General features: G+C 65.9%; 24 protein-coding genes and 1 tRNA gene. 14 read left to right on the forward strand and 11 right to left on the reverse strand.

The features are described 5' to 3' along the window. Positions 1 to 131: 131 nt before the first annotated feature. Both BWQ93_RS06415 and BWQ93_RS06420 read right to left on the reverse strand, forming a co-directional pair. A complete protein-coding gene (locus BWQ93_RS06415) occupies positions 132 to 1,688 on the reverse strand; it encodes an AmpG family muropeptide MFS transporter (protein ID WP_077029785.1) in 1,557 nt (518 codons plus the stop codon). 358 nt (positions 1,689 to 2,046) lie between these two features. After that, complete coding sequence (locus BWQ93_RS06420; protein WP_077029786.1) at positions 2,047 to 2,484, reverse strand: response regulator; 438 nt, start codon at positions 2,482 to 2,484, stop codon at positions 2,047 to 2,049. A gap of 155 nt (positions 2,485 to 2,639) precedes the next feature. On the opposite strand from BWQ93_RS06420, the gene BWQ93_RS06425 reads away from it, so the two are divergent. Together BWQ93_RS06425 and rsmD are read left to right on the forward strand one after the other, a co-directional pair. Then, positions 2,640 to 3,497: a pseudouridine synthase gene (locus tag BWQ93_RS06425; RefSeq protein ID WP_077029787.1), complete on the forward strand. Its 858-nt coding sequence runs from the start codon at positions 2,640 to 2,642 to the stop codon at positions 3,495 to 3,497. Continuing rightward, positions 3,497 to 4,039, forward strand: a complete 543-nt coding sequence (gene rsmD, locus BWQ93_RS06430) for a 16S rRNA (guanine(966)-N(2))-methyltransferase RsmD (protein ID WP_077029788.1) — start codon at positions 3,497 to 3,499, stop codon at positions 4,037 to 4,039. Before BWQ93_RS06425 ends, rsmD begins: the two co-directional genes overlap by 1 nt. 134 nt (positions 4,040 to 4,173) lie before the next feature. Here the strand turns inward: rsmD and BWQ93_RS06435 are convergent, their stop codons facing one another. Further along, positions 4,174 to 5,436, reverse strand: a complete 1,263-nt coding sequence (locus BWQ93_RS06435; RefSeq protein WP_077029789.1) for an MFS transporter — start codon at positions 5,434 to 5,436, stop codon at positions 4,174 to 4,176. Between the two features lie 466 nt (positions 5,437 to 5,902). Between BWQ93_RS06435 and BWQ93_RS06440 the strand changes: the two genes are divergently transcribed. The 7 genes from BWQ93_RS06440 (at position 5,903) to BWQ93_RS06465 (ending at position 11,655) form a co-directional block, all read left to right on the forward strand. Beyond that, positions 5,903 to 6,109, forward strand: coding sequence for a cold-shock protein (locus tag BWQ93_RS06440; RefSeq protein ID WP_077029790.1), 207 nt, complete (start codon positions 5,903 to 5,905; stop codon positions 6,107 to 6,109). Positions 6,110 to 6,112: 3 nt separating this feature from the next. Next, complete coding sequence (infA, locus tag BWQ93_RS06445; RefSeq protein ID WP_077029791.1) at positions 6,113 to 6,367, forward strand: translation initiation factor IF-1; 255 nt, start codon at positions 6,113 to 6,115, stop codon at positions 6,365 to 6,367. Positions 6,368 to 6,402: 35 nt separating this feature from the next. Further along, entirely contained in the window at positions 6,403 to 6,546 is a 144-nt protein-coding gene (locus tag BWQ93_RS20760) for a hypothetical protein (protein ID WP_156878164.1), read from the forward strand. A gap of 53 nt (positions 6,547 to 6,599) precedes the next feature. Further along, positions 6,600 to 6,803, forward strand: a complete 204-nt coding sequence (locus BWQ93_RS06450; RefSeq protein ID WP_077029792.1) for a hypothetical protein — start codon at positions 6,600 to 6,602, stop codon at positions 6,801 to 6,803. A gap of 65 nt (positions 6,804 to 6,868) precedes the next feature. Beyond that, on the forward strand, positions 6,869 to 9,178 hold the full coding sequence (locus BWQ93_RS06455) for an ATP-dependent helicase (protein ID WP_077029793.1): 2,310 nt from the start codon (positions 6,869 to 6,871) through the stop codon (positions 9,176 to 9,178). 320 nt (positions 9,179 to 9,498) lie between these two features. Continuing rightward, positions 9,499 to 10,413: a DUF4349 domain-containing protein gene (locus BWQ93_RS06460; protein ID WP_077029794.1), complete on the forward strand. Its 915-nt coding sequence runs from the start codon at positions 9,499 to 9,501 to the stop codon at positions 10,411 to 10,413. Between the two features lie 78 nt (positions 10,414 to 10,491). Next, a complete protein-coding gene (locus BWQ93_RS06465; RefSeq protein WP_077029795.1) occupies positions 10,492 to 11,655 on the forward strand; it encodes an acyl-CoA dehydrogenase family protein in 1,164 nt (387 codons plus the stop codon). A 46-nt stretch (positions 11,656 to 11,701) separates the two neighbouring features. Here the strand turns inward: BWQ93_RS06465 and BWQ93_RS20765 are convergent, their stop codons facing one another. Beyond that, positions 11,702 to 11,995 (reverse strand): hypothetical protein, encoded by a 294-nt coding sequence (locus BWQ93_RS20765; protein ID WP_156878165.1) that lies wholly within the window; start codon positions 11,993 to 11,995, stop codon positions 11,702 to 11,704. Between the two features lie 212 nt (positions 11,996 to 12,207). Continuing rightward, a tRNA-Ala gene (locus BWQ93_RS06470) sits at positions 12,208 to 12,283 on the reverse strand. Positions 12,284 to 12,370: 87 nt separating this feature from the next. On the opposite strand from BWQ93_RS06470, the gene BWQ93_RS06475 reads away from it, so the two are divergent. Beyond that, positions 12,371 to 13,387 (forward strand): NADP-dependent oxidoreductase, encoded by a 1,017-nt coding sequence (locus tag BWQ93_RS06475; protein ID WP_077029796.1) that lies wholly within the window; start codon positions 12,371 to 12,373, stop codon positions 13,385 to 13,387. Between the two features lie 161 nt (positions 13,388 to 13,548). On the opposite strand, the gene BWQ93_RS06480 is transcribed toward BWQ93_RS06475, so the two are convergent. Together BWQ93_RS06480 and BWQ93_RS06485 are read right to left on the reverse strand one after the other, a co-directional pair. Continuing rightward, complete coding sequence (locus BWQ93_RS06480) at positions 13,549 to 14,949, reverse strand: DEAD/DEAH box helicase (protein ID WP_077029797.1); 1,401 nt, start codon at positions 14,947 to 14,949, stop codon at positions 13,549 to 13,551. A gap of 113 nt (positions 14,950 to 15,062) precedes the next feature. Next, positions 15,063 to 15,584, reverse strand: coding sequence for a hypothetical protein (locus tag BWQ93_RS06485; protein WP_156878166.1), 522 nt, complete (start codon positions 15,582 to 15,584; stop codon positions 15,063 to 15,065). 194 nt (positions 15,585 to 15,778) lie between these two features. Between BWQ93_RS06485 and BWQ93_RS06490 the strand changes: the two genes are divergently transcribed. Further along, positions 15,779 to 17,203 carry an FAD-binding oxidoreductase gene (locus BWQ93_RS06490; protein ID WP_077029798.1) on the forward strand — a complete coding sequence of 475 codons (1,425 nt, stop codon included), beginning with the start codon at positions 15,779 to 15,781 and terminating at the stop codon, positions 17,201 to 17,203. A gap of 173 nt (positions 17,204 to 17,376) precedes the next feature. Here BWQ93_RS06490 and BWQ93_RS06495 read toward each other — a convergent pair whose 3' ends face one another. The 4 genes from BWQ93_RS06495 to hisI form a co-directional block, all read right to left on the reverse strand. Beyond that, entirely contained in the window at positions 17,377 to 19,179 is a 1,803-nt protein-coding gene (locus BWQ93_RS06495; protein ID WP_077029799.1) for an acyl-CoA dehydrogenase C-terminal domain-containing protein, read from the reverse strand. Positions 19,180 to 19,247: 68 nt separating this feature from the next. Then, a complete protein-coding gene (locus BWQ93_RS06500) occupies positions 19,248 to 19,679 on the reverse strand; it encodes a MerR family transcriptional regulator (RefSeq protein WP_077029800.1) in 432 nt (143 codons plus the stop codon). A gap of 65 nt (positions 19,680 to 19,744) precedes the next feature. Next, entirely contained in the window at positions 19,745 to 20,269 is a 525-nt protein-coding gene (locus BWQ93_RS06505) for a hypothetical protein (RefSeq protein ID WP_077029801.1), read from the reverse strand. After that, entirely contained in the window at positions 20,256 to 20,636 is a 381-nt protein-coding gene (gene hisI / locus BWQ93_RS06510) for a phosphoribosyl-AMP cyclohydrolase (RefSeq protein WP_077029802.1), read from the reverse strand. Before hisI ends, BWQ93_RS06505 begins: the two co-directional genes overlap by 14 nt. Positions 20,637 to 20,757: 121 nt before the next feature. Between hisI and purF the strand changes: the two genes are divergently transcribed. From purF to BWQ93_RS06525, 3 genes are all read left to right on the forward strand, one after another. After that, positions 20,758 to 22,215, forward strand: a complete 1,458-nt coding sequence (gene purF, locus BWQ93_RS06515; RefSeq protein ID WP_077029803.1) for an amidophosphoribosyltransferase — start codon at positions 20,758 to 20,760, stop codon at positions 22,213 to 22,215. A 4-nt stretch (positions 22,216 to 22,219) separates the two neighbouring features. Then, positions 22,220 to 22,954, forward strand: a complete 735-nt coding sequence (locus BWQ93_RS06520; protein ID WP_077029804.1) for an SDR family NAD(P)-dependent oxidoreductase — start codon at positions 22,220 to 22,222, stop codon at positions 22,952 to 22,954. Between the two features lie 62 nt (positions 22,955 to 23,016). After that, entirely contained in the window at positions 23,017 to 23,412 is a 396-nt protein-coding gene (locus BWQ93_RS06525; RefSeq protein WP_077029805.1) for a hypothetical protein, read from the forward strand. The last annotated feature ends 95 nt before the right edge of the window (positions 23,413 to 23,507 follow it).

Below are 23,507 nucleotides of genomic sequence, written 5' to 3' on the forward strand. Positions count from 1 at the left end.
TGCTTGGACGCCTCTGGCGGTCGGAAACCCCTCTCAACTCCGGCTAGGCAGCAGGCTGCCAAGCCTGCGTGTCTCTCCCCTCAAGGGGAGAGAGCATAACCCTGCGAACGACCGCAACTGCCCGAAAGCTGTCACACCGCCTTCGGCGCCGGGCCCTTCCACGCCAGCAGCGCGCCGGCGAGTAGGGCGGCGAGCGAGGCGTACATGATGCCCGACGCAAGCTCGAGCTGATTGGCGAGCAACACGCCGACGACCCCCGCGACGACCAGCGCGAAGCCGGCGATGCGCGCTATGCCGACGGGTGTGCGCAGCTTTGTTTCGTCGATCGCGGTGCTCTGGCGGATCGATTGCACGACATAGCCCTTGCGCCACATCATCCACAGCAGGATCATGCCCGGGATCGCGGCGACGACCGTCAGCCCCCAGAAGGCGGTCCAGCCGAGCTTCTCCGCGGCATAGCCCGCGGGGCCGGCCATGAAGGTCCGCCCGATCACCGCCACCGACGAGAGCAGCGCGAACTGGGTCGCGGTATAGGCGATGTTCGCCAGGCCCGAGAGATAGACCGCTACGACGGTCAGGCCGATGCCGCTGGTGATATTCTCGGTAACGATCGCCGCGACGAGCATCCAGTAACTGTTGCCGGCGATCGACAGCGCCATGAACATGAGGTTCGAGAACATCATCAAGAGGACCGAGACGAGCAGCGCGCGGCCCATGCCGAGCCACAGCACGAACGGCCCGCCCAGCGCCGAGCCGATGATGAGCGCGGCGAAGCCCCAGATTTTGTTCGCGGTGATATAATCGAGGTCGGCGAATTTGAGATCGACGATCATCGGGCCAAGCATCGCCTGTCCCATGGCGTCGCCGACCTTGTAGACGAGGATGAACAGCAGGATCATCAGCGCGCCGTCGCGGGTCAGGAACTCGCGAAACGGATTGACGACGGTTTCGACGAGCCATTGCCCGGGCTTCATGCCCGACGCGTCGCTGAACCGGTCGACGAACTTGCCCTCGCCGGCCCAGAAGGCGCCGAGCACCGCGGGGAGTACGCAGAGCGTGGTGAGCGCGTAAGCCATCGCCCAGCCGAGCCCCAGCCCTTCCTGCGAAGCGAAATAGATCGTCCCGGCGCCGGCGATCAGATTGCCGGTGCGATAGCCGAACTGGTTGGTGGCGGTGCCGTGGGCGAATTCGTCTTCTTCGAGGATCTCGATGCGATAGGCATCGATGACGATGTCCTGCGTCGCCGAGAAAAAGGCCGTCATGACCGCCCAGAAGAGGAACCAGCCATAATCGCCCGGCTGCGGGTTGCTAGCGCCCATCTGCCAGATCGAGATCACGAGGAAGAACTGGACGAAGAACAGCCAGCTGCGCCGCTGGCCGAGCGCCCTGGTCAGGACGGGCAAGGGAATCTTGTCGACCAAGGGGGCCCACAGGAATTTGATCGTGTAGGGAATGCCGACCATCACCGCGAAACCGATGGTCGTCGGGGTGAAGCCGACCTTCGCCAGCCAGAAGGTCATGGTGGCGGCGATCAGCGTGAAGGGGAAGCCGCTCGAAATGCCGAGGAGGAAAGCGACCGCGGGATTCTTGCGCAGATAGGGCCGGAACGCCGGGACCGCGAGCGCGACGACGACCAGCCCCGCGAGGATGCCGGCGAAAATGAGAAAACGGATAAAATCGACCGACATGTGGCGCTCCCCGCGGACCGCTAGCGAGCGGTTCTGTGCGTGGCGCCAAGGCCTAATGGCTTGGGGTCAAATTGGAAGCGGGTATTTGGCGTGGCGGGTCGCCGGCGAGGCGAGGCGCGGCCGATCAATCGTCCGCTTTGGGGTGGGGAGCGGACCTAAAGATCCTCCCCACGCAAAGCGATGGGGAGGGGGACCGCCGCGAAGCAGTGGTGGAGGGGTCGCGGCGCAGCGCTGACTTTTGACGTCGCAGACCCCTCCGTCAGCCCTGCGGGCTGCCACCTCCCCATCGCTGCGCGTGGGGAGGATCTTAGCGGCAGCTAAAGCCCGATACCGGCCATTGGCGTTACGCGTAGCGGGGCTACGCTGCCTCGGGGCGCCAGTAGGTGGTGAGGCCGCTGACCTTGCGCGGGGCTTCGTTCTTGCACGTCATCGCCTCGAGCGCCTTCAGCGCGGCGACCAGCGCCGAGGCGCTGTGCGGCTTGTTGAGGCAGGCGAGCGCGATGTCGGACGCATCCTCGGGGCACTGGCCGGTGACGAGCAGCACTGCGATGCCGCGGTCGCGCGCGAGGCGGGCGACTTCGCGGCCGGTCATGTCGCCGGCAAGGCCGAGGTCGAGGACGAGCGCGTCGAGCGGTTCGGTCGCCATCAGCGCGACCGCGGCCTCGCCCGAATCGACCGAAGCGACGACGGTGTAACCGCTGTGTTTCAGCGTCCGCTCGTTATCGAACGCGACCAGCGGGTCATCCTCGATGACCAGCAGCCGCTTGATGCACGACGGGCGGGACGCGAACAGCATGACTACTCCCTTTAACGATGCCATGACTCGCTCCGCTTCGTCCCGCAAGATTGCTTGTGCTTGCCATCGACGAAGTGATGCATTTCCGGCTATGAGCGTGATCACAGAGCAACACTCTTGCCCCGAATAACGACAAGAAAGTCACAACCGTTCCCATGAAATCGCCTCGCCCTCCCCGATCCGGCGCCCGACCGGCGCGGCCCGCCGACGACAAGCCCGACGCGCCGCGCGGGCGCCGTGCCGCGCGCGGCGCCGCGCCGCCGCGTAAAGCCCCCACCGAAGCCGAGCGCGAGGACGGGCCGCAGCGCATCGCCAAGCTGCTCGCGCGCGCCGGGGTCGGATCGCGCCGCGACGTCGAAAGGATGATCGAGGAAGGCCGCATCGCGCTCAACGGCGCGGTCATCGTTCAGCCCGCGCCGCTGCTGACCTCGCTCGACGGGCTGACGGTCGACGGCAATCCGGTGGCCAAGCCGGTATCGACGCGGCTCTATCGGTTCCACAAGCCCGCGGGCTGCATCACCGCGGCGCGCGATCCCAAGGGGCGCAAGACGATCTATGACCTGCTGCCCAAGGGGCTGCCGCGGCTGATGCCTGTCGGGCGGCTCGACTATAATACCGAGGGTCTGCTGCTGCTGACCAACGACGGCGAATTCAAGCGCCAGCTCGAACTGCCCGCGAGCGGGGTCGAGCGCACCTATCGCGCGCGGGCGTTCGGCGACATCAGCCAGGCGCAGCTCGAGGAGCTAGCCATGGGGATCGAGATCGACGGCGTGCGTTACGGCAAGATCGACGCCAATCTGGAGCGCCGCACCGGGCGCAACCAGTGGGTCGAGATGACGCTGACCGAGGGCAAGAACCGCGAAGTGCGCAAGGTGCTCGAACATTTCGGGCTGCAGGTCAGCCGGTTGATCCGCACGCGCTATGGCGAGTTTACGCTGGCGGGGCTCGAGATGGGCGACGTCGATGTCGTGCCGCGCGACGAATTGTTCAAATTCCGGCGGCATCTCGGCTGATGCGCGTGATTTCGGGCGCGTGGCGCGGGCGGAAACTGCTGGCGCCGAGGAACGACGCGACGCGGCCGACCGCCGATAGGACGCGCGAAACTTTGTTCTCGATGCTGACGAGCCGGCTCGGGAGCTTCGAGGGGCTTTATGTCGCGGACCTTTTCGCGGGATCGGGGGCGCTGGGGATCGAGGCGCTGTCGCGCGGGGCTGAGCATTGCCTGTTCGGCGAGCAGGACCGCGAGGCGATCGACGCGCTGAAGGCGAATCTCGCGACCTTAGGCGCCGCAGCGCGCGCCGACGTGCGCGCGGGATCGGTGCTGAGCTTGGGACCGGCGAAGCGGAGCTATGACTTGCTGCTGTTCGATGCGCCCTATGGCACGGGCGCGGCGAGCGTGGCGCTCGACAAGCTCAATCGGCTGGGCTGGGTCGCGGCAGACAGCTGGATCTCGATCGAGACCGGCGAAAAGGAGGTCGTCGAGGTCGCGGGATTTATGATCGACGCCGAACGCAAGGTCGGCAAGGCCAAGCTGACGTTGCTGCGGGCGGCTTGATCCTCCCCGTCGCGGAGCGATGGGGAGGTGGCAGCGCGAAGCGCTGACGGAGGGGCGTTGGCGCGACGCTGCGGCCCCTCCACCACTCGCTGCGCGAGCGGTCCCCCTCCCCACGGCTTCGCCGCAGGGAGGATTTAGGCCCTGCCCCGCACCATCAGCAGCCCGAGCCAGCTGACCACGCCCGCCAGCGCGAGGTAGAGGCCGACCGCCGCGGTGCCGCGCCAATCGCCGAGCGCCTGCGCGACGATCGGGGCGGCGGCGCCGCCGAGGATGCCGCCGGCGTTGAAGGTCATCGATGCGCCGGTGTAGCGCACTTCCACCGGGAAGAGCCCTGTCAACCAGGCGCCGAGCGGGCCGTAGACGAGGCCCATCACGAACAGCGCCGAGGCGAGGCCGGCGAAGACCAGCCCCCAGCTTTGCGAGGCGAGCGCGGGGCCGAAGGTGAAGCCGATCAGGATCGTCGCGCCGCAGCCCCAGATGAGCACCTTGTGCGGGCTCGCGGCGTCGCTCCAGTAGCCCGCGAAGACGATGCCGCCCGCCATGAACAGGATCGCACCGAGCTGAATCAGCAGGAACTGCTCCTTGGGATAGCCGAGCGTCGTGGTGCCGTGCGCGAGCGCGAAGCTGGTCGAGAGGTAGAAGATCGCGAAGCAAGCGACGACCGCGAAGGTGCCCGCGAGCGTGGGGAGCAGGTGGCGTTTGAAGAGCTCGCCGATGGGGACGCTGACCGGGCGGTCGGCCTCGAGCGCTGCGGCGAAATCGGGGGTCTCACCGATCTTGAGCCGCACCCAGAGACCCAGGCCGACGAGCACCGCCGAGAGCAGGAAGGGAATGCGCCAGCCCCAGGCGGCGAAATCGCTGTCGCTCAGCCACAGGCCGAGCAGCAGGAAGAGGCCGTTGGCGGCGATGAAGCCGACCGGCGCGCCGAGCTGGGGCACCATACCGAAGCGCGCGCGCCAGCCTGGCGGGGCGTTCTCGACCGCGAGCAGCGCCGCGCCGCCCCACTCGCCGCCGAGTCCGAAGCCCTGGCCGAAGCGCAGGATGCAGAGCAGGAGCGGCGCGACCCAGCCGACCATCGCATAGGTCGGCAGGAAGGCGATGAGCAAGGTCGACACGCCCATCAGCATCAGCGAGGCGACGAGCGTCGATTTGCGCCCGATGCGATCGCCATAATGACCGAAGACGATCGCGCCGACGGGGCGCGCGAAAAAGGCGAGCCCAAAGCTCATGAAGCTGAGCATCAATTGCGCCGAGGGCGATTCGGAGGGGAAGAAGAGCGGGCCGAAGACGAGCGCGGCGGCGGTGCCGTAGATGTAGAAATCGTAGAACTCGACTGCGGTGCCGACGAGGCTGGCGGTCAGGATGCGCCGGTGCTGCCGATAGGGTTCCAGGTTCATGGCGGTTTGCTCTGCCCCTTGTTGTCGGGAGGGCTTTGAACGCGGAATGGGAGGGGAGCAAGGGGGATGCTGGGTGTTCGGTTCGGGGTGGGGAGCAGACGTTGATTTCCCCTCTCGCAGGCGGGAGGGGTTGGGGGTGGGCAGCACCGGTGCAGATGCCCACCCCGCTGCGACCAGGGCGCAAGCGCCCAAGTCTCGCTGCCTCTCCCGCCTGCGGGAGGGGACATTAGTTCAATCCCTCGACGCCCGCTTCCGCCCGATACGCGCTATTCCCCACCCCTCTCAACCCCACGACTCCTCTAAATCCTTGACTTTCTGTCGCCCACCCCTTATTTCGGTCCTCGCTAACGTCGCCTGCGACGGAAATTTGATACCCTTTCGGGGGCTGATACTTCCCTTCCCACGCTACCAGCTCCGCCGGTGCTTTTGCCGGTGGATTCCCTGTTTTCGTGAAAGGAAACACCCCATGCCGATCGGCACCGTCAAATTTTTCAACTCCGACAAGGGTTATGGCTTCATCTCGAATGAAGATGGCTCGGGCGACGCGTTCGTCCACATCACTGCCGTCGAACGCGCCGGAATGGGCTCGCTCGACAAGGACCAGCGCGTCTCGTACGAGCTGGAAACCGGCAAGAATGGCAAGACCTCGGCCGTGAACCTCCAGTCGGCCTGATTATTGGCCAAAGAAGAAATCCTCACCTTCGATGGTGTGATCGATGAAATCCTGCCCGACGCGCGTTTTCGCGTCGTGCTGGAAAATGGTCACCGCATCATCGCCTATACCGCCGGCCGGATGCGACGCTTTCGCATCCGGTCGGTCGTCGGCGATGCCGTGCGGATCGAAATGACCGCTTATGACCTCAGCAAGGGCCGGCTCGTCTATCGCGAGCGTGGCAATGCCCCGGTCACCGGACAGCGCCAGCGGCGCTGATCCCAAAAACCATAAATAACAGAAAATTGGATACCATGTTTCAGAACAACTCTATCTTTCCCGCCCTGCCGGCGCTGCCGCTGGCGGGCAAGGCGATGATGGTCAAGCCGACCGTCCGCCGGCGCCCGACGCTGTCGCGGCGCGAACTTCGGCGCCTGATCGCCGACATGATCGACTGATCGACCGGTCGCCCCCTGCGGGCGATCATCATACACAACACAGGAGAGCGTCCGTGTCGGCCACCAGTGACTTCTACCGCTTGCAAGCCGAAAAATGCGCCGGCGATGCGGATTCGTCCGCCCTCCCCGAAGTCCGCGCGCGCAATATGCGCGCTGCGGCCGCCTGGCAGTCGATGGCCGACAAGCTGGTGCTGACCGAAACCACGCGGGCCAAGGCGGTCGCGCGCAAGGAAGCCGAAGCCCGCGCCGCCGAGTAGGCAGCGCGTCGGCATTCGTCGCGCCGCGCTGGACAGCGCGCGCGCCGTTCCCTAATCGTTCGCGCGTGAACGACCTCCCCGCCTCCCCCGACCCGACCCGCACCGACCCGTCGGACCCGCCTTATCTGACCGGCCTGAACGGGCCGCAGCGGCAGGCGGTGCTGACCACCGAGGGCCCGGTGCTGATGCTCGCGGGCGCCGGCACCGGCAAGACCGCGGCGCTGACCGCGCGGCTGGCGCATATCATCGCGACGCGGCGCGCCTGGCCGTCCGAAATCTTGGCGGTGACCTTCACCAACAAGGCGGCGCGCGAGATGCGCGAGCGCATCGGGCGGATGATCGGCGACGCGGTCGAGGGAATGCCGTGGCTCGGCACCTTCCACAGCATCGCGGCAAAAATGCTGCGGCGGCACGCCGAACTCGTTGGGCTGCAGAGCAATTTCACGATCCTCGACACCGACGATCAGCTTCGCGTGCTGAAGCAGCTGATCCAGGCCGAGGGGCTCGACGAGAAGCGCTGGCCGGCACGGCAGCTCGCGGGGCTGATCGACAAATGGAAGAACCGCGGGCTCGTGCCCGGCGACCTCGATGCCGCGGACAAGGATGCCTATGCCGACGGCAAGGGGCAGCATTTTTACGCGCTATACCAGGCGCGGCTGAAGACGCTGAATGCCTGCGATTTCGGCGACCTGCTGCTGCACATGCTGGTGATATTGAAGACACACCGCGACGTGCTCGAGCAATATCAGGCGCGCTTCAAATATATCCTGGTCGACGAATATCAGGACACCAACGCCAGCCAATATCTGTGGCTTAGGCTGCTGGCGCAAGCGCGCAAGAATATCTGCTGCGTCGGCGACGACGACCAGTCGATCTATTCGTGGCGCGGCGCCGAGGTGGCGAACATCCTGCGCTTCGAGAAGGATTTTCCGGGCGCGACGGTGATCCGGCTCGAACAGAATTACCGCTCGACGCCGCAGATCCTGGCCGCGGCGTCGGCGCTGATCGCGCAGAATTCGGGCCGGCTGGGCAAGACGCTGTGGACCGAGCTCGAACCGGGCGACAAATTGCGCGTCGTCGGGGTGTGGGACGGGCCCGAGGAGGCACGGCGGATCGGCGAGGAGCTGGAAACGCTGCAGCATCGGCGGGTGTCGCTCGACCGCACCGCGATCCTGGTGCGCGCGCAGTTCCAGACGCGCGAGTTCGAGGACCGCTTCATCGCGATCGGCATGCCGTACCGCATCGTCGGCGGTTACCGCTTCTACGAGCGCGCCGAAATCCGCGATGCGCTGGCCTATCTGCGGCTGGTGCAGTCGAACGCCGACGACCTCGCCTTCGAGCGGATCGTCAATGTGCCCAAGCGCGGGCTGGGCGACAAGGCGATCGCGCGAATCCATCAGTTCGCGCGCGCCGAGCGGCTGCCGCTGCTCAATGCCGCGGCGCGGATTACCGAGACCGACGAGTTGACCCCACAGGCGCGGCGCCAGCTTGCGAATTTCGTCGCGCAAATGCGCGGCTGGGCGGCGAAGGCGGGCGAGCTGTCTCATCCCGAGCTGACGCAGCTGATCCTCGACGAATCGGGCTATACCGCTATGCTGCAGGCCGACCGCAGCGCCGAGGCCGCGGGACGGCTCGAGAATCTGTCCGAACTCGTGCGCGCGATGGAGGAATATGAGTCGCTCGAAGCGTTCCTCGAGCATGTCAGCCTGGTCATGGACCGCGACCAGAACGACGACACCGAAACGGTGACGATCATGACGATCCACGCGGCGAAAGGCCTGGAGTTCGACCATGTCTTCCTCGCGGGTTGGGAGGACGGGGTGTTTCCCTCGCAGCGTTCGATGGACGAGGGTGGCACCGCGAGCCTAGAAGAAGAACGCCGCCTCGCCTATGTCGCGATCACCCGGGCGCGCGAGCGCGCGAGCATCTATCACGCCGCGAACCGGCGCATCTACGGCCAGTGGATGAGCAGCATCCCGAGCCGCTTCATCGCCGAGATCCCGCCCGAGCATGTCGACATGGAGAATAGTTTCGGCGGCGGGCAGAGCCTGTGGCGCGCGAACTGGTCGGCGCAGGGCGATCCCTTCGCGCATGTCGCCGAGCGGCAACCGGCGCGAACGATGACGCGTGGGCCGGCATGGCAGCGCGCGGTCGCGGCGTCGTCGACGGTGACGCATGCCCCGGCGCCGAGCGAGCGCGGGCCGGCGGCGTCGGTCGGCGCCAAGCCGCGCTCCGACCTCGCGATCGGGATGCGCGTGTTTCACGAGAAATTCGGTTATGGCGAGATCGCCGACATCGACGGCAACAAGCTGGAGGTCGAGTTCGAGCAGGCCGGGAGCAAAAGGGTGCTCGACAGTTTTGTGAAGGCGGGCTGAGGGGCTGGGCTGGTAGCCTGATTCCTTATGTGATCCCGGCGAAAGCCGGGGCCCAGGCAGCTAGCTCGGCCTTCCTCTCATGGACCCCGGCTTTCGCCGGGGAACATAAATCCCCGACTGTCACCTTCGTCACCCCGGGCTCGACCCGGGGTCCCGCTTTGCCCCCGTCGAGTAGCGAGAGCCCGGGGTGAAGACTAGGAAACGGCCGCTAACGCCCGAAATCCGTCCCCAATCCCCGCCCCACAATCCCTATTGTCAACCAGATTAGTTATGATACTCCATCACGCGCGGCCACGAGTCGCGTTTTGGGAGAATCTTACATGAAAAAGAAGCTCTTAGCGGGCGCGATGGCGCTCGCCCTGGTCGGCTGCGGTCAAAAGCAGGCTGACGAATCCGCTGCCTCTTCCTCCCCCACCGCCGACACCGCAGCCGAAAGTGTCGAGGGCGCCGCCACCCCCGCGGCGCGCTCGACCGACGAAGAGGTGCCGGGCGTATCGATCTCTTCCGCCCCCGGGGTCGCTTTCGATTACAGTTACTCCTTCCGGCTCGACGACGGCCTGATCTCGACAGTCCAGCAGGAGCATGCCGAGGCGTGCGAGATTTTGGGCACCGCGCGTTGCCGCATCGTCGACGTGCGTTATCAGCTCAACGACGAGAAGCGCGTCGAGGCGCAGACGCAGTTCGCGCTCGATCCGGGCATCGCGCGGCGTTTCGGCGCCGATGCGATCGCCAGCGTCGAAAAGGCCGAGGGCGTGCTCGCCGACGCGAGCGTTGCGGGCGAGGATGTCGGCAGCCAGATCGCGGCGTCGCAGGTGCGGAGCGCCGGCGCCACGGCCGAGGTCGAGCGGCTCGAGGCGCGGCTGAAAGCGGGCGGGCTCGACAAGAATGAGCGCGCCGAGATCCTGGCGCAGATTTCGTCGCTGAAGGGCGAGCTGACCGACCAGCGCGCGTCGCGCAAGGCGGGCGAGGCGCGGATCGCGACGACAAGCGTGGTGTTCAACTATGTCGGCAGCGGCGGGTTGCCGGGCATCGGGCACAGGAACCCATTCGCCGACGCGGGCGAGACATTGATGTTCAGCGGCGGGACCGCGCTCTTCGTGCTGACGCTGGGCGCCGCGGTGCTGCCCTGGGCGCTGCTCGTCGGGTTGCTGGTGCTCGTGTGGCGCAGCAATGCGGTGATTGCGCTCCGCCGCCGGCTGGGCGGCAAGCCCGCGCCCGAGACCCCGGGGAGCTGACGAAGCACCGGCGTCGCTTGCAAAGGTCCCTTGCCGCGTTATGGCAACCCCAAATACACGGCAAGGGACAGGACGACGATGAGCAATCCGGGAATGGACGCCGATATCTACGAAGCCTTTATCGAGCAGTTGCAGCGTTATGTGCGCGAGCGGCTGATCCCCGCGGAGGATCAGCTCGAGGAACTCGGGCGCGTTCCCGACGACATTCTTGCGGAAATGAAGGACATGGGGTTGTTCGGCATCACCATGGCGCCCGAATATGGCGGCGCGGGGATGAACACGAGCCAGTATGTCAATTTCATCAAGGAAATCGCTTATGCATCACCCGCTTACCGCTCGATCCTGTCGATCAACATCGGCATGGTGTGCAAGTCGATCACGGGCTTCGGGACCGAGGCGCAGAAGGCCGAATGGCTGCCCAAGCTGGCGACCGGGACCATCGCCGCCTTCGGGCTGACCGAGCCCGACAGCGGGTCGGACAGCGCCGCGATGAAGACGCGCGCGGTGCGCGACGGCAACGGCTATGTGCTCAATGGCACCAAGCGCTACATCACCAACGCGCCCTTCGCCGACGTCATCCTGGTGATGGCGCGCACCAATGCCGAGGCCTTGCCCAAGAACGCCCATGTCAGCGCCTTTCTGGTGCCGCGCGACGCGCCGGGTGTGTCGATCGGCAAGCCCGACGGCAAGATGGGCCAGGCAGGCTCGCAGATCGCCGACGTGATCCTGGAGGATGTGCATGTCGATGGCGATGCGTTGCTTGGCGGCGAGGAGGGCATCGGCTTCCGCGCGGCGATGCAGAGCCTCGACAACGGGCGGTTGTCGGTCGCGGCGGCGAGCGTCGGTTACGCCAAGCGGATGCTCGACGCGGGGCTGCAATATGCCATGGAGCGTAAGGCGTTCGGCGAGCCGATCGCCAATTTCCAGCTGATCCAGGCGATGCTCGCCGACAGCAAGGCCGAAATCTATGCCGCCGAATGCATGCTGACCGACGCCTGCGCGCGCGCCGACCGCGGCGAAAAGATCATCGTCGAGGCCGCCGCGACCAAGATGTTCGCGAGCGAAATGTGCGGGCGCGTCGCCGACCGCGTGGTGCAGATCCACGGCGGCGCGGGTTATCTCAAGGAATATCTCGCCGAGCGCTTCTATCGCGACTGCCGCATTTACCGCATTTATGAAGGGACGACGCAGATCCAGCAGCTAGTCATCGCGAAGAATATGATTCGGGATTATGCGGGGTAGATGACCGACGACCATAATAAAAAATACACCCTTCCAGAAATTCATGTCAGGGGGATTCTATCGCGTCGTTCCAGATTTTCTCCAGAATCTCGTTATATTCGCATTTAGAATAATAAGTATGGAGATTTTCTGCGGCATTCTTCGCGGCCTCTTCATTGCGTCCTCTAGCGACTTTCTCCCAATCCACGCGGTCATTTAGCGAGATTTCTCCGCATTGAGTTCGAGACGGAACGAGCACATATCCTTCGCTGTCCGGTCCGGGCCATATAGCGGAAACAAAAATGCAAGCTGCTATACCGGATACAAAAGCGGCGATAATTTTGGTTTGAATGAGTTTCACCGTTTTCTCCTATCCTGTCGCACGCCGACCGAGAATATAGGGGTACAGCAAAGCCGAATGTGCCGAAGAAGTTTCACTAAATGCTATATCGCGACTGCCGCATTTACCGCATTTATGAAGAGACGACGCAGATCCAGCAGCTAGTCATCGCGAAGAACATGATTCGGGATTATCCGGGCTAAGCGGTTCGGTATGTGGGGAAAAAGGGTCGCTGGTGGAGCCGAGGGGAATCGAACCCCTGACCTCTGCAGTGCGATTGCAGCGCTCTCCCATCTGAGCTACGGCCCCGCGACCGGGCGCTCTTAACCGCGCGGGATCGCACTGACAATATGATTTCTGACGATCGGACGACCGACATAGAGTGAGGGGGATAGGATGGCGCGAGCGTGGCACCTGACCAGCCGGCCGGCGGGCCTGCCAGCGATGGACAATTTTGCGCTGCGCGAAATCCCCGACGCGCCGCTCCAGCCCGACCAGCTGCGTGTGAAGAACCTGTGGCTGTCGGTCGACCCTTATATGCGCGGACGGATGAACGACGCGAAAAGCTATGCGGCGAGCTTCCAGATCGACCAGCCGATGACCGGCGGCGCGATCGGCGAGGTGGTCGAGAGCCGCATGGAGGGCTTTGCGCCCGGCGACCTGATCCTGCACATGGGCGGCTGGCGCGACGGCGGGGTGATCGGCCTCGACATGTCGCCGAACAAGCTGCCGCGCGCGGCGCTCGATGCGGGCATGTCGCCGCAGACCTTTCTCCACAATATGGGGCTGACCGGCGGGACGGCGTGGATCGGGCTGCTGCGCGTCGCGGCGGCGAAGCCCGGCGACACGGTGTTCGTGTCGGCGGCGGCGGGCGCGGTCGGATCGGCGGTGGTGCAGATCGCCAAGGCGCGCGAGATGACCGTGATCGGCTCGGCGGGCGGCGCCGACAAATGCGCCTGGGTCGACGATCTGGGCGCCGATGCGGTGATCGACTACAAGGCGGGGCCGGTCTTGCCGCAGCTGGCGGCGGCGCTCGAGACGCTCGGCAAGCCGGGGATCGACGTCTATTTCGACAATGTCGGCGGCGAGCATCTCGACGCGGCTTTTGCGGTGGCGAACGACTTCGCGCGCTTCGCGATCTGCGGGATGATCGACGTCTATAACGACGGCAAGGCACAGGAGATGAAATATATCATCCGCACCATCCCCGCGCGCATCCGCATGGAAGGTTTCATCTACACCGACCAGTTCTTCGACTGCATGGAGGAATTCTACGCCGACATGGGCGGGCTGATCGCCAGCGGCGCGGTGACGATGCGCGAGACGGTACACGAGGGGCTGGAAGCAACGCCCGAGGCGTTCCTCGGGCTGTTTGCGGGGGCGAATATGGGGAAGATGCTGGTTCGGGTTTGACTTGGATTCATCCGCTTCGACCCGACTCTGACCCTTCAACCCGCTTGTGTCGAGCGAAGTCGAGACACACCGAAGCGGCGCGCGCCTTCACGTGTCTCGACTTCGCTCGACACAAACGGAAATAGAGGATTGCGCAAGGCGGCATTCGCCGCCCGCCTTGCTCAGCTACCGAAACCGAACTGCAAAAAATCCGGCATCGGGCCGTTCCAGCCGTCGTCGGGGCCGTCGTCGTCCTGCTGGCGCGGCTTCGGCGGAGCGGGCTTTCGGTCTTCGGCCTTGCGAGCGGGCTTCGGTGCCGGCTTTTCGGCGGCGGGTTCCGAGCGGGGCGCTTCGGCGCGTTTCGGTTCGGCGGCGGGCTTGGCACGGCCGCGGCCTCCGCGTTCGGAGCGCTCGCGGCGCGGTTCGCGGTCTTCGCGCGGTTCGGCCTTCGCCGCGTGCGCGTCGGCCTTATCCGTGCCGTGGATCGGAATGGTATAGCCCGTCAGCTTCTGGATATTGTCGATCGCCTCGTCGTCCGAGGGGGTAACGAGCGTGAACGCCCGCCCCTTTGCGCCCGCGCGGCCGGTGCGGCCGATGCGGTGGACATAGTCGTCGGGGTGCCAGGGGGCGTCGAAGTTGAAGACGTGGCTGACACCCTTCACGTCGAGGCCGCGCGCGGCGACGTCGGAGGCGACGAGGATGTTGATGACGCCGGTCTTGAAACGGTCGAGTTCGGCGGTGCGGCTCGACTGGTCCATGTCGCCCTGGATCTCGCCCGCCTTATAACCTTCGCGCTGCAGCACCTTTGCCAGCTCGCGCACCGTCGTTTTGCGGTTGCAGAAGACGATCGCGGTGTGGACCTTTTCGGATTCGATCAGGCTGCGCAGCGTGTCGCGCTTGCCGCGTTCGCTGGTCTTGACCAGGAACTGCTCGATATTCTCGTTGCGGCTCGCGGGGCGCGCGACCTCGATCGTCTTGGGGTTCGAGAGGAACTTGTCTGCCAGCTTCTTGATCGGCGGCGGCATCGTCGCGGAAAACAAAAGCGTCTGGCGATTCGCGGGCAGCTTGGTGCAGATATTCTCGATGTCGGGGATGAAGCCCATGTCGAGCATGCGGTCGGCCTCGTCGATGACGAGAAGGTTGCAGCCGGTGAGCAGGATCTTGCCGCGCTCGAACAGGTCCATCAGGCGGCCTGGGGTCGCGATGAGCACATCGACGCCCTTTTCGAGCGCCTTGACCTGATCGCCCATCTGGACGCCGCCGATGAGCAGCGCCATCGAGAGCTTGTGATATTTGCCGTATTTCTCGAAATTCTCGGCGACCTGCGCCGCGAGTTCGCGCGTCGGTGCGAGGATCAGCGAGCGCGGCATGCGCGCGCGGGCGCGGCCCTGGGCGAGGATGTCGATCATCGGCAGCACGAAGGATGCGGTCTTGCCCGTCCCCGTCTGGGCGATGCCGATGATGTCGCGCATCATCAGCACCGAGGGGATCACGCCCGCCTGGATCGGGGTCGGGGTGTCATAGCCCGACTCGTCGATCGCGCGCATAAGTTCGTCGGAGAGGCCGAGGTCGGCAAATTTCATAGGGTCATCTTGTCCGGAAAGGTGGAGCGTGCGGCCGCCCACGCTGGCCGATGCTGCGGCGCCCTTGCGGAACTAAGCGTGGAAAGTCAAGGAAAGCCGGTCGAAAACCGCGATTAATCGTCGCCGCGCACCGCAATGAGCAGGCGGAACTTGTCGACCTCGCATTTGGTGCCGCTGCGCGCGTGGATTTCGTCGCGATCCTCGCAGAGCTTTCCGTCCTTGTTGCCCTTCATGTAGAAGCCTGCATAGAAATCGAGCGCGCGGCAGCCGCGATTGAGCTGGGCGCGGAGGCGCTCCTTCTGCCGCGTGATCAGTTCGATGCTGTCGCGCTGGACCGCCTGCATGCCGACGATGTTGCGCATCGCGACGCATTTTGGGGCCTTGGTCTCTTTCCAGACGATCGGCGCCTGCTGGCGCGGGCGCGGTGCCTCGCTGCGGCTGGCGGCGAAATTGTTGAGCTGGCTGCGCTGCGCGGGGACGCGGATGATCAGCTGCTGTTCGATGACGACCTGAAAGACGGGCGTGTCGGGGCTTTCGGGCATTGGCACCATCGCGGCGATCGGTTCGGGCGCGGCGGCGGGCATTTCGGCATCGGCCGCCGGGGCCGAGGCGGCGAGCAACAGGGCGGCGACCATCACCACGGCCGGTGGGTCGCCCCTATGGCGCGTCGACGATCAGCGAAATCCACCCGAAGCTCCCAAATCCAAACCGCTGGACGTGCAAGCCCCGCTCGTCCATTGGCTCCCCCAATAGCGCGGATGATTGAACAGCAAATGAACTGTTGTCGACCCATTTTGACGAAGCGTCACCTCGCCGGGGGTGACGCGCGATGACCGCGGCGCCGTCGGAGGCGCTGCTGGGCCGGCTCGCGGCACTGCTGGGACCCAAGGGGTTTACCCAGGATGCGGACGTCCTCGCCCCCTGGCTCACCGACTGGCGCGGGCGCTATCATGGGCGCGCTTCCGCGATGCTGTCGCCGGCGAGCACCGAGGAAGTGGCGGCGGTGGTGCGGCTCTGCGCCGAAGAAGGCGCGGCGATCGTGCCGCAGGGCGGCAACAGCGGCATGGTTGGCGGCGCAACCCCCGATGCGAGCGGCGCGCAGCTGTTGCTCAGCACAAGGCGGCTGAACCGGGTACGGAGCATCGATACCGAGGCGCGGATCGCGGTCGCCGAGGCTGGGGTGATCCTGCAGAATTTCCACGAGGCGGCGCTGGCCGAGGGGCTACGCTTTCCGCTGACTTTGGGCGGCAAGGGGTCGGCGACGATCGGCGGGCTGGTGTCGACCAACGCCGGCGGCACGCAGGTGCTGCGCCACGGGACGATGCGGACGCTGGTCGCGGGGATCGAGGCGGTGCTGCCCGACGGCAGCGTCTTCGACGGGCTGGCGCCGCTCAAGAAGGACAATCGCGGCTACGACCTGCGCCACCTGTTTTGCGGCGCCGAGGGCACGCTGGGGATCGTTACCGCCGCGTCGCTGCACCTGATCCCTACCGCCGAGGCGCGCGCGACGGCGTGGATCGGGCTCGGATCGCCCGACGAAGCGCTGGGTCTGCTGCGCGCGCTCGACGCGGCGATCGGGTCGCCGTTGGAAGGCTTCGAGATCGTGCCGCAGCCGTGCCTCGACGCGGTGCTGCGCCATATTCCGCAGACGCGGCATCCGCTGGGTGCCGACCAGCCCTGGTATGCGCTGGTCGAGCTGGCGGGCGATGCGGGGGATGAATTGGGGGCGCGGCTGGAGACGGCGCTGGGCGCCGCGCATGCGCGGGGGCTGATCGCCGATGCGGTGATCGCGCGGAGCGAGCGCGAGAGCGAGGATTTCTGGCGGCTGCGCGATTCGATTTCGGAAGCCGAGCGCGCCGAAGGGCCCGCGATCCAGCACGACGTCAGCGTGCCGGTGGCGGCGATGCCGCGCTTCATTGCGGAGAATCCGGCGCGGTTGGCGGCCGCCTTTCCCGGCATCCGCGCGCTGTCCTTTGGGCATCTCGGCGACGGTAATATCCATCATCATGTCCAGCCGCCGGCGGGGGTGGACGGGGCGGCGTGGCTGACCGAGCATGGCGAGGACGCGAGCCGGATTGTCTATAAGCATGTGATCGAGCTCGGCGGATCAATCTCGGCCGAGCATGGCATCGGGCAGATGAAACGCGACGTCTTTGCGGCGCTCGACAGCCCGGCGCGGCTCGCGGTGCTGCGCGGGGTGAAGGTGGGGCTGGATCCCAAGGGTTTGTTCAATCCGGGGAAATTGTTGGGTTAGAGGCGGTATCGGGCGATCGCTGCCGTTCCCCAGCCTTGTCATTCCCGCGGAAGCGGGAACCTAGTGTGGGGTAAGCCGACGCACGCCCTGGGTCCCGCTTTCGCGGGGATGACAAACAAGAAGTGGCCGCTCCCCACCCCCAAGCGGTCATCGATCCGATCGGTCGGTCTCCCTCACGCCGCGTGGAACTGCTCCGGGGTCAGCGCCATCATCGCCTCGCTGCCCGCCTCGATCTTGCGGCGGAGCGCGCCGGCGTCGGGCATGAAGCGTTCGGCGAAATGGCGCGCGGTGACCAGCTTGGCCTCCATGAAGGCCTTGTCGCCGCGGCCTTCGGCGAGCGCCTTCTGCGCCGCCTCGGCCATCATCAGCCACATCGAACCGAGCGCGACGATGCCCATGATGTGCATATAGTGATGCGCGCCGGCACCGACATTGTTGGGGTTCGCCATGCCGTTCGCCATGAACCACATCGTCGCGGCCTTGAGCTCGCCATTGGCCTTTTCGAGCCGCTCCGCAAAATCCTCGAGTTCGGGCACGCCCTTGGCGCGCGCGCATTCGCCGTCGACCACCGCGAACAGCGCCTGCACCGCACGCCCGCCGTTCTGCGCGAGCTTGCGCCCGACGAGGTCCATCGCCTGAACGCCGTTCGCGCCCTCGTAGATCATGGTGATACGGGCGTCGCGGACATACTGCGACATGCCTTGCTCTTCGATATAGCCGTGGCCGCCGAAGACCTGCTGCGCGTTGGTCGCGACGTCATAGCCCTTATCGGTGCCATAGCCCTTGATCACGGGGGTGAGCAGGCTGACGAGGTCGTCGGCACGCTGGCGTTCCTCCTCGGTCTCGGCGACGTGCGCGAGGTCGACCTGGAGCGCGCCCCACAGGCAGAGCGCGCGAAGGCCCTCGACGGTCGCCTTGGCGTCCATCAGCATGCGGCGGACGTCGGGGTGGACGAAGAGCGGGTCGGCCTTTTCCTGCGGGTCGGCGGGGCCGGTGAGCGCGCGGCCCTGGCGGCGGTCCTGCGCATATTGCACGGCGTTCTGGAAGGCGATGTCGGCCTGACCGAGCCCCTGGATGCCGACGCCGAGGCGCGCGGCGTTCATCATCACGAACATCGCGGCAAGGCCCTTATTCTCCTCGCCGACCATCCAGCCCTTCGCGCCGTCGTAGTTCATCACGCAGGTCGAATTGGCGTGGATGCCCATCTTGTGCTCGATCGAGCCGCATTGCAGCGTATTGCGCTCGCCGAGTGTGCCGTCTTCGTTCACGAGATATTTGGGCACGATGAAGAGCGAGATGCCCTTGACGCTGTCGGGAGCGTCGGGGGTCTTCGCGAGCACGAGGTGGACGATATTTTCCGTGAGGTCGTGCTCGCCCGACGAGATGAAGATCTTGGTGCCGGTGACCGCATAGCTGCCGTCGCCGTTCGGCACCGCGCGGGTGCGGATGAGGCCGAGGTCGGTGCCGCAATGCGGCTCGGTCAGGTTCATCGTGCCGCCCCATTCGCCCGAGATCATCTTCGGGACATAGACCGCCTTCTGTTCGTCGCTGCCCTTGACGAGGATCGCGGCGACCGCGGCCTGGGTCAGGCCGGGGTACATCGAGAAGGCCTGGTTCGCGGCCATGCGATATTCCTCGACCGGGAAACCGACGACGTGCGGCAGCGCCTGGCCGCCGAACTCCTCGGGCGCAGTGAGCAGGGTCCAGCCCGCGTCGCAATAGGCCTTGTACGCTTCCTTGAAGCCCTTTGGCGTAGTGACGCTGCCGTCGTCGTGGCGCGTGCAGCCTTCCTGGTCGCCTGAATAGTTGATCGGGAAGAGCACTTCCTCGCAGAATTTGCCGGCCTCGGTCAGCACCGCCTCGACGAGGTCGGGGCTGGCGTTGGCGAAGCCCGGGAGATTCGAATAGCGCTCGATCCCGAGCACGTCGTTGATCAGGAACAGCGAGTCTTGAACGGGGGCGCGATAGACGGGCATGCGACATCTTTCCGAAAAATCAGGGGTTGGCGATGGGTCTCGCCCGGGGAGTCATTATTGGCGAAAAATCAGTTCGCGGTTTGGCGCGCGTCGACCTTTTTGACCATGTCGATGAAACGCGCCAGTTCGTCGACGGCGCTGTCGATATCATCGCGCTGGCGCTGGAGCAACGCGATGCGCTCCTGGCATTTCTCGATCGTCACCTGGCGCTGGGTCTTGCGCCCGTCGCCGACGTCGTAGAGGTCGATCATCTCGCGGATATCGGCGAGGCTGAAGCCGGTGCGCTTGGCGCGCAGAATCCAGGCGAGCCGGGCGCGGTCACGCTTCGAGTAGATGCGCGACAATCCCTTGCGCGACGGGCTGATCAGCCCCTCGTCCTCGTAGAAACGCAGCGCGCGGGCGGTCACCCCGAATTCGGACGACAGATCGGTGATGCTGAACTGTTCGCGTCCGAGATGGTCGGGGGTGTCGATATGGGCGTGGCCGTATTCGTCGGTCATCGCGCGAGTCTAGTTTCCGTTGACGTGAACGTCAAGGCTGGCCGGTGTCGGAAAAAGGCCGCGGATCAGGTGTCGCAGGGCCTTGTCATATTGCCGTCATCACCCTTCATCTGCAAGCCTTTTGCGTCGGCCTCAGACCAGCTGGCGCGCGGCAGGCGCAGCCCCGACAGCGAGGCGCGCGCGGGGCAAAGATTGTCGCATTGCGATGGCAGGCTGCCGGGCAGGCGCAGTTCGTCCTCTTCCTCGCGCACCAGCGCGCTGCACCCCTCGGCGCCCGCGAAATCGAGCCGCCAGCCGTCGCCGTCGCGCGTCACCTTGCCCTGCGCCTCGCAGGTTAGGCCGGGGCCATAGGCGGCGGTGAGCGCGAAGCGCCAGCGCCCGGCGCCGTCGGGGACGACGCACATCGCGTCGCGGCCGATATCGTGGCGGCGCTCATAGGCGCCGGTTAGGTCGGCGGCCTCGGGGCGCACCACGCCGCGCTCGCGCGCCGCCATCTCGAGCGGGTTGTCGGCATCGCCCTGCCCCGCCTCGGGCGCCGGACGGCTGCAGGCGGCGAGCAGCAGGAGGAGAGCGAGGCTAGCCCTGCGCATCGTCGTCGAGGAACGTCAAAGATCCGTCGGCCTCGACGCGGCGGTAGAAGCAGGAGCGGCGCCCGGTGTGGCACGCCGGACCCGCGGGGGTCACGCGCAGCAGCAGCGCGTCCTGATCGCAATCGACGCGCATCTCGACCATCGTCAGCCCATTGCCCGAGGTTTCGCCCTTGCGCCACAGGGCCCCGCGCGAACGCGACCAGAAATGCGCCTGCCCCGTTTCCTGCGTCAGGCGGATCGCGTCGGCGTTCATATGCGCGACCATCAGCAGCGCGCCGGTCGCGGCATCGGTGACGATCGCGGTCACCAGCCCGGCGGCGTCGAAGCGCGGGTCGAAGCGGTCGATGCTGTCGCGGATATCGGTCATTGGGCGCGCTTTAGAGCAGGTCACGGGCCGCTGTCACGCAAGAGTCCAAATTGGGGGGGCGACATTTGCGATTCCCCTCACTATATGCGCCGCAGTCACTGCCCCGCACAGCTGGACAAAAATGCTCACCACACACCCGTTTGACGACGACAAGCTCCGCGAGGAGTGCGGCGTCTTTGGTATCCACGGCGCCGAGAGCGCCGCCGCGGTGGTCGCGCTGGGCCTCCACGCGCTCCAGCATCGCGGCCAGGAGGCGGCGGGCATCACGGCCTTCGACGGCAAGGAGTTCCATACACACCGTGCGATGGGGCATGTCGCGGGCAATTTCGACCGCGACGACATCATGCGCCAGCTTGCGGGCGCGTCGGCGGTCGGCCATGTGCGTTATTCGACGACGGGCGAGACCGCGCTGCGCAACGTCCAGCCGCTCTATGCCGACCTCTCGACCGGCGGTTTCGCGGTCGCGCACAACGGCAATATTTCGAACGCCACGGCGCTGAAGAAGATCCTCGTCCGCCGCGGCTCGATCTTCCAGTCGACCAGCGATACCGAGGTGATCATCCACTTGGTCGCGACGTCGAACTATCGCACCCTGCTCGACCGTTTCATCGACGCGCTGAAGCAGGTCGAAGGCGCTTATTCGCTGATTTGCCTGACCGCCGAGGGCATGATCGGCTGCCGTGACCCGCTGGGCATCCGCCCGCTGGTGATCGGCAAGCTCAACGACGCCTATATCTTCGCCTCCGAAACCGTCGCGCTCGACGTCGTCGGCGCCGATTTCGTGCGCTCGGTCGAGCCCGGCGAGCTGGTGATCGTGCGCGACGGCCAGCTGACCTCGCACCACCCTTTTGCCCAGCGCCCCGCGCGCCCGTGCATCTTCGAATATGTCTATTTTTCGCGCCCCGATTCGATCGTCGACGGGACGAGCGTCTATTCGGTGCGCAAGGCGATCGGCGCCGAACTGGCGCGCGAGAACGGCGTCGAGGCCGACCTGGTCATCCCGGTTCCCGATTCGGGCACCCCGGCGGCGATCGGCTATGCGCAGGAATCGGGCATTCCGTTCGAGCTGGGCATCATCCGCTCGCATTATGTCGGGCGCACCTTCATCCAGCCGGGCGACAAGGTTCGCCACCTGGGCGTCAAGCTGAAGCACAATGCCAACCGCGCGCTGATCGCGGGCAAGCGCATCGTGCTGATCGACGATTCGATCGTGCGCGGCACGACGAGCCTGAAGATCGTGCAGATGATGCGCGATGCGGGCGCCGCCGAAGTGCATATGCGCATCGCGAGCCCCCCGACGCAGCACAGCTGCTTCTATGGCGTGGACACCCCCGAGCGCGCCAAGCTGCTCGCGGCGCAGATGACGGTCGGGCAGATGGCGAATTTCATCAACGCCGACAGCCTTGCCTTCCTGACGATCGACGGCCTGTATCGCGCGCTGGGCGAGGCCGAACGCAGCGACCGCACGCCGCAATATTGCGATGCCTGCTTTACCGGCGACTATCCGACCACGCTCACCGATTTCGACGAGCATGGGCTGGAAGATCAATTTTCGCTGCTTGCCGAACGGGTTGTCTGACATCATGACTATCAAGTCTGAAGAACTGGCGGGGCAGGTCGCGCTCGTCACCGGGGCGAGCCGCGGCATCGGCGAGGCGATCGCCGAGGCGCTGGCGGCGCGCGGCGCGCATGTCGTGATCACCGCGCGCACCGCGGGCGGGCTCGAGGAACTCGAGGACCGCATCCACGCAGCCGGCGGCAGCGCGACGATCGCGCCGCTCGACCTGACCGACGGCGACAGCATCGCGCGGCTGGCGAGCGCGATGGCCGAACGCTGGCAGAAGCTCGACATGCTGGTTCTGAACGCCGCGATGCTCGGTACGCTGACCCCGGTCGCGGCGATCGACGGCAAGGAATTCAACAAGCTGCTGACGCTGAACCTGATCGCGCAGCAGGCGCTGATCGCCAATTTCGACCCGCTGCTGCGCCGCGCCGGAAGCGGGCGGCTGGTCGCGCTGTCGACCGGCGTCGCGCGCGAGCCGCGCGCCTATTGGGGCGCTTATGCCGCATCGAAGGCGGCGTTCGAGACGCTGGTGACGAGCTATGGCGCCGAAATGCGCAATATTTCGGGGGTGCGCACCGCGATTCTCGACCCGGGCGGCACGCGGACCCAGATGCGTGCGCGCGCCTATCCGGGCGAGGATCCGCAGAGCATCAAGGAACCCGCAGCGGTCGGCGCCTTCGTCGCCAAGCTGATGGTCGAGGGTTTCGACAGCACCGCCTATCACGCGCTGCCCAAGGTGATGGCGGACGCTTAACGCGATCTTTGCTTTCCTGCCCTAGGACGTCCGCCAATGCGGATTTTCATAAGGGCGTTTCCATGACCCAGGGTCTTGTTCGGTCGATCATCGCGGCGGTCGTCGGCATCGTCGTCGCCTTCGGCCTCGTCTATCTGTTCCAGATCGCGGGCAACAACCTGTCGCCCGCCGAGTACGACCTCGAAACCGGCGAGATATTGATCCCGCTCGGCTCGACGATCGCGCTGGTCATCGGCTGGTTCGTCGGCACTTTCGCGGGCAGCTGGCTCGCGATGCGCGTGTCGGGCGGCAACGGCGCGGGCTGGCTCGTCGCGGGCGCGGTGATCGGCGCGGCGATCTACCGCGCGATCACCCTCGCCGACGCCTGGTGGATCATGGCGCTGGCGGTGCTGCTGCCCGCCGCGGCCGCGTGGATCGCGCAGCGCGCGACGGGAATGGCGGAGCCGGTGGCGGCCTGAGACATCATCAATGCTCTCTCCCTTTCAGGGGAGAGATACACAGGCTTGGCAGCTTTCTGCCTAGCCTGTGTTGAGAGGGGCATGGATGCATCCCC

Source organism: Sphingopyxis sp. QXT-31 (genome assembly GCF_001984035.1).
Taxonomy (GTDB): Bacteria; Pseudomonadota; Alphaproteobacteria; order Sphingomonadales; family Sphingomonadaceae; genus Sphingopyxis.

What these genes read in the sequence shown, in the direction of transcription:
- BWQ93_RS06505 (WP_077029801.1), bottom strand. Translation starts at nt 20,269, where the DNA reads ATGCGCAGGGCTAGCCTCGCTCTCCTCCTGCTGCTCGCCGCCTGCAGC.
- BWQ93_RS06415 (WP_077029785.1), bottom strand. Translation starts at nt 1,688, where the DNA reads ATGTCGGTCGATTTTATCCGTTTTCTCATTTTCGCCGGCATCCTCGCG.
- rsmD (WP_077029788.1), top strand. Translation starts at nt 3,497, where the DNA reads ATGCGCGTGATTTCGGGCGCGTGGCGCGGGCGGAAACTGCTGGCGCCG.
- BWQ93_RS06495 (WP_077029799.1), bottom strand. Translation starts at nt 19,179, where the DNA reads ATGCCCGTCTATCGCGCCCCCGTTCAAGACTCGCTGTTCCTGATCAAC.
- BWQ93_RS06480 (WP_077029797.1), bottom strand. Translation starts at nt 14,949, where the DNA reads ATGAAATTTGCCGACCTCGGCCTCTCCGACGAACTTATGCGCGCGATC.
- hisI (WP_077029802.1), bottom strand. Translation starts at nt 20,636, where the DNA reads ATGACCGATATCCGCGACAGCATCGACCGCTTCGACCCGCGCTTCGAC.
- BWQ93_RS06440 (WP_077029790.1), top strand. Translation starts at nt 5,903, where the DNA reads ATGCCGATCGGCACCGTCAAATTTTTCAACTCCGACAAGGGTTATGGC.
- BWQ93_RS20760 (WP_156878164.1), top strand. Translation starts at nt 6,403, where the DNA reads ATGTTTCAGAACAACTCTATCTTTCCCGCCCTGCCGGCGCTGCCGCTG.
- BWQ93_RS06485 (WP_156878166.1), bottom strand. Translation starts at nt 15,584, where the DNA reads ATGGTCGCCGCCCTGTTGCTCGCCGCCTCGGCCCCGGCGGCCGATGCC.
- BWQ93_RS06520 (WP_077029804.1), top strand. Translation starts at nt 22,220, where the DNA reads ATGACTATCAAGTCTGAAGAACTGGCGGGGCAGGTCGCGCTCGTCACC.
- BWQ93_RS06420 (WP_077029786.1), bottom strand. Translation starts at nt 2,484, where the DNA reads ATGCTGTTCGCGTCCCGCCCGTCGTGCATCAAGCGGCTGCTGGTCATC.
- BWQ93_RS06465 (WP_077029795.1), top strand. Translation starts at nt 10,492, where the DNA reads ATGAGCAATCCGGGAATGGACGCCGATATCTACGAAGCCTTTATCGAG.
- BWQ93_RS06490 (WP_077029798.1), top strand. Translation starts at nt 15,779, where the DNA reads ATGACCGCGGCGCCGTCGGAGGCGCTGCTGGGCCGGCTCGCGGCACTG.
- BWQ93_RS06525 (WP_077029805.1), top strand. Translation starts at nt 23,017, where the DNA reads ATGACCCAGGGTCTTGTTCGGTCGATCATCGCGGCGGTCGTCGGCATC.
- BWQ93_RS06500 (WP_077029800.1), bottom strand. Translation starts at nt 19,679, where the DNA reads ATGACCGACGAATACGGCCACGCCCATATCGACACCCCCGACCATCTC.
- BWQ93_RS06460 (WP_077029794.1), top strand. Translation starts at nt 9,499, where the DNA reads ATGAAAAAGAAGCTCTTAGCGGGCGCGATGGCGCTCGCCCTGGTCGGC.
- BWQ93_RS06475 (WP_077029796.1), top strand. Translation starts at nt 12,371, where the DNA reads ATGGCGCGAGCGTGGCACCTGACCAGCCGGCCGGCGGGCCTGCCAGCG.
- BWQ93_RS06425 (WP_077029787.1), top strand. Translation starts at nt 2,640, where the DNA reads ATGAAATCGCCTCGCCCTCCCCGATCCGGCGCCCGACCGGCGCGGCCC.
- BWQ93_RS06435 (WP_077029789.1), bottom strand. Translation starts at nt 5,436, where the DNA reads ATGAACCTGGAACCCTATCGGCAGCACCGGCGCATCCTGACCGCCAGC.
- purF (WP_077029803.1), top strand. Translation starts at nt 20,758, where the DNA reads ATGCTCACCACACACCCGTTTGACGACGACAAGCTCCGCGAGGAGTGC.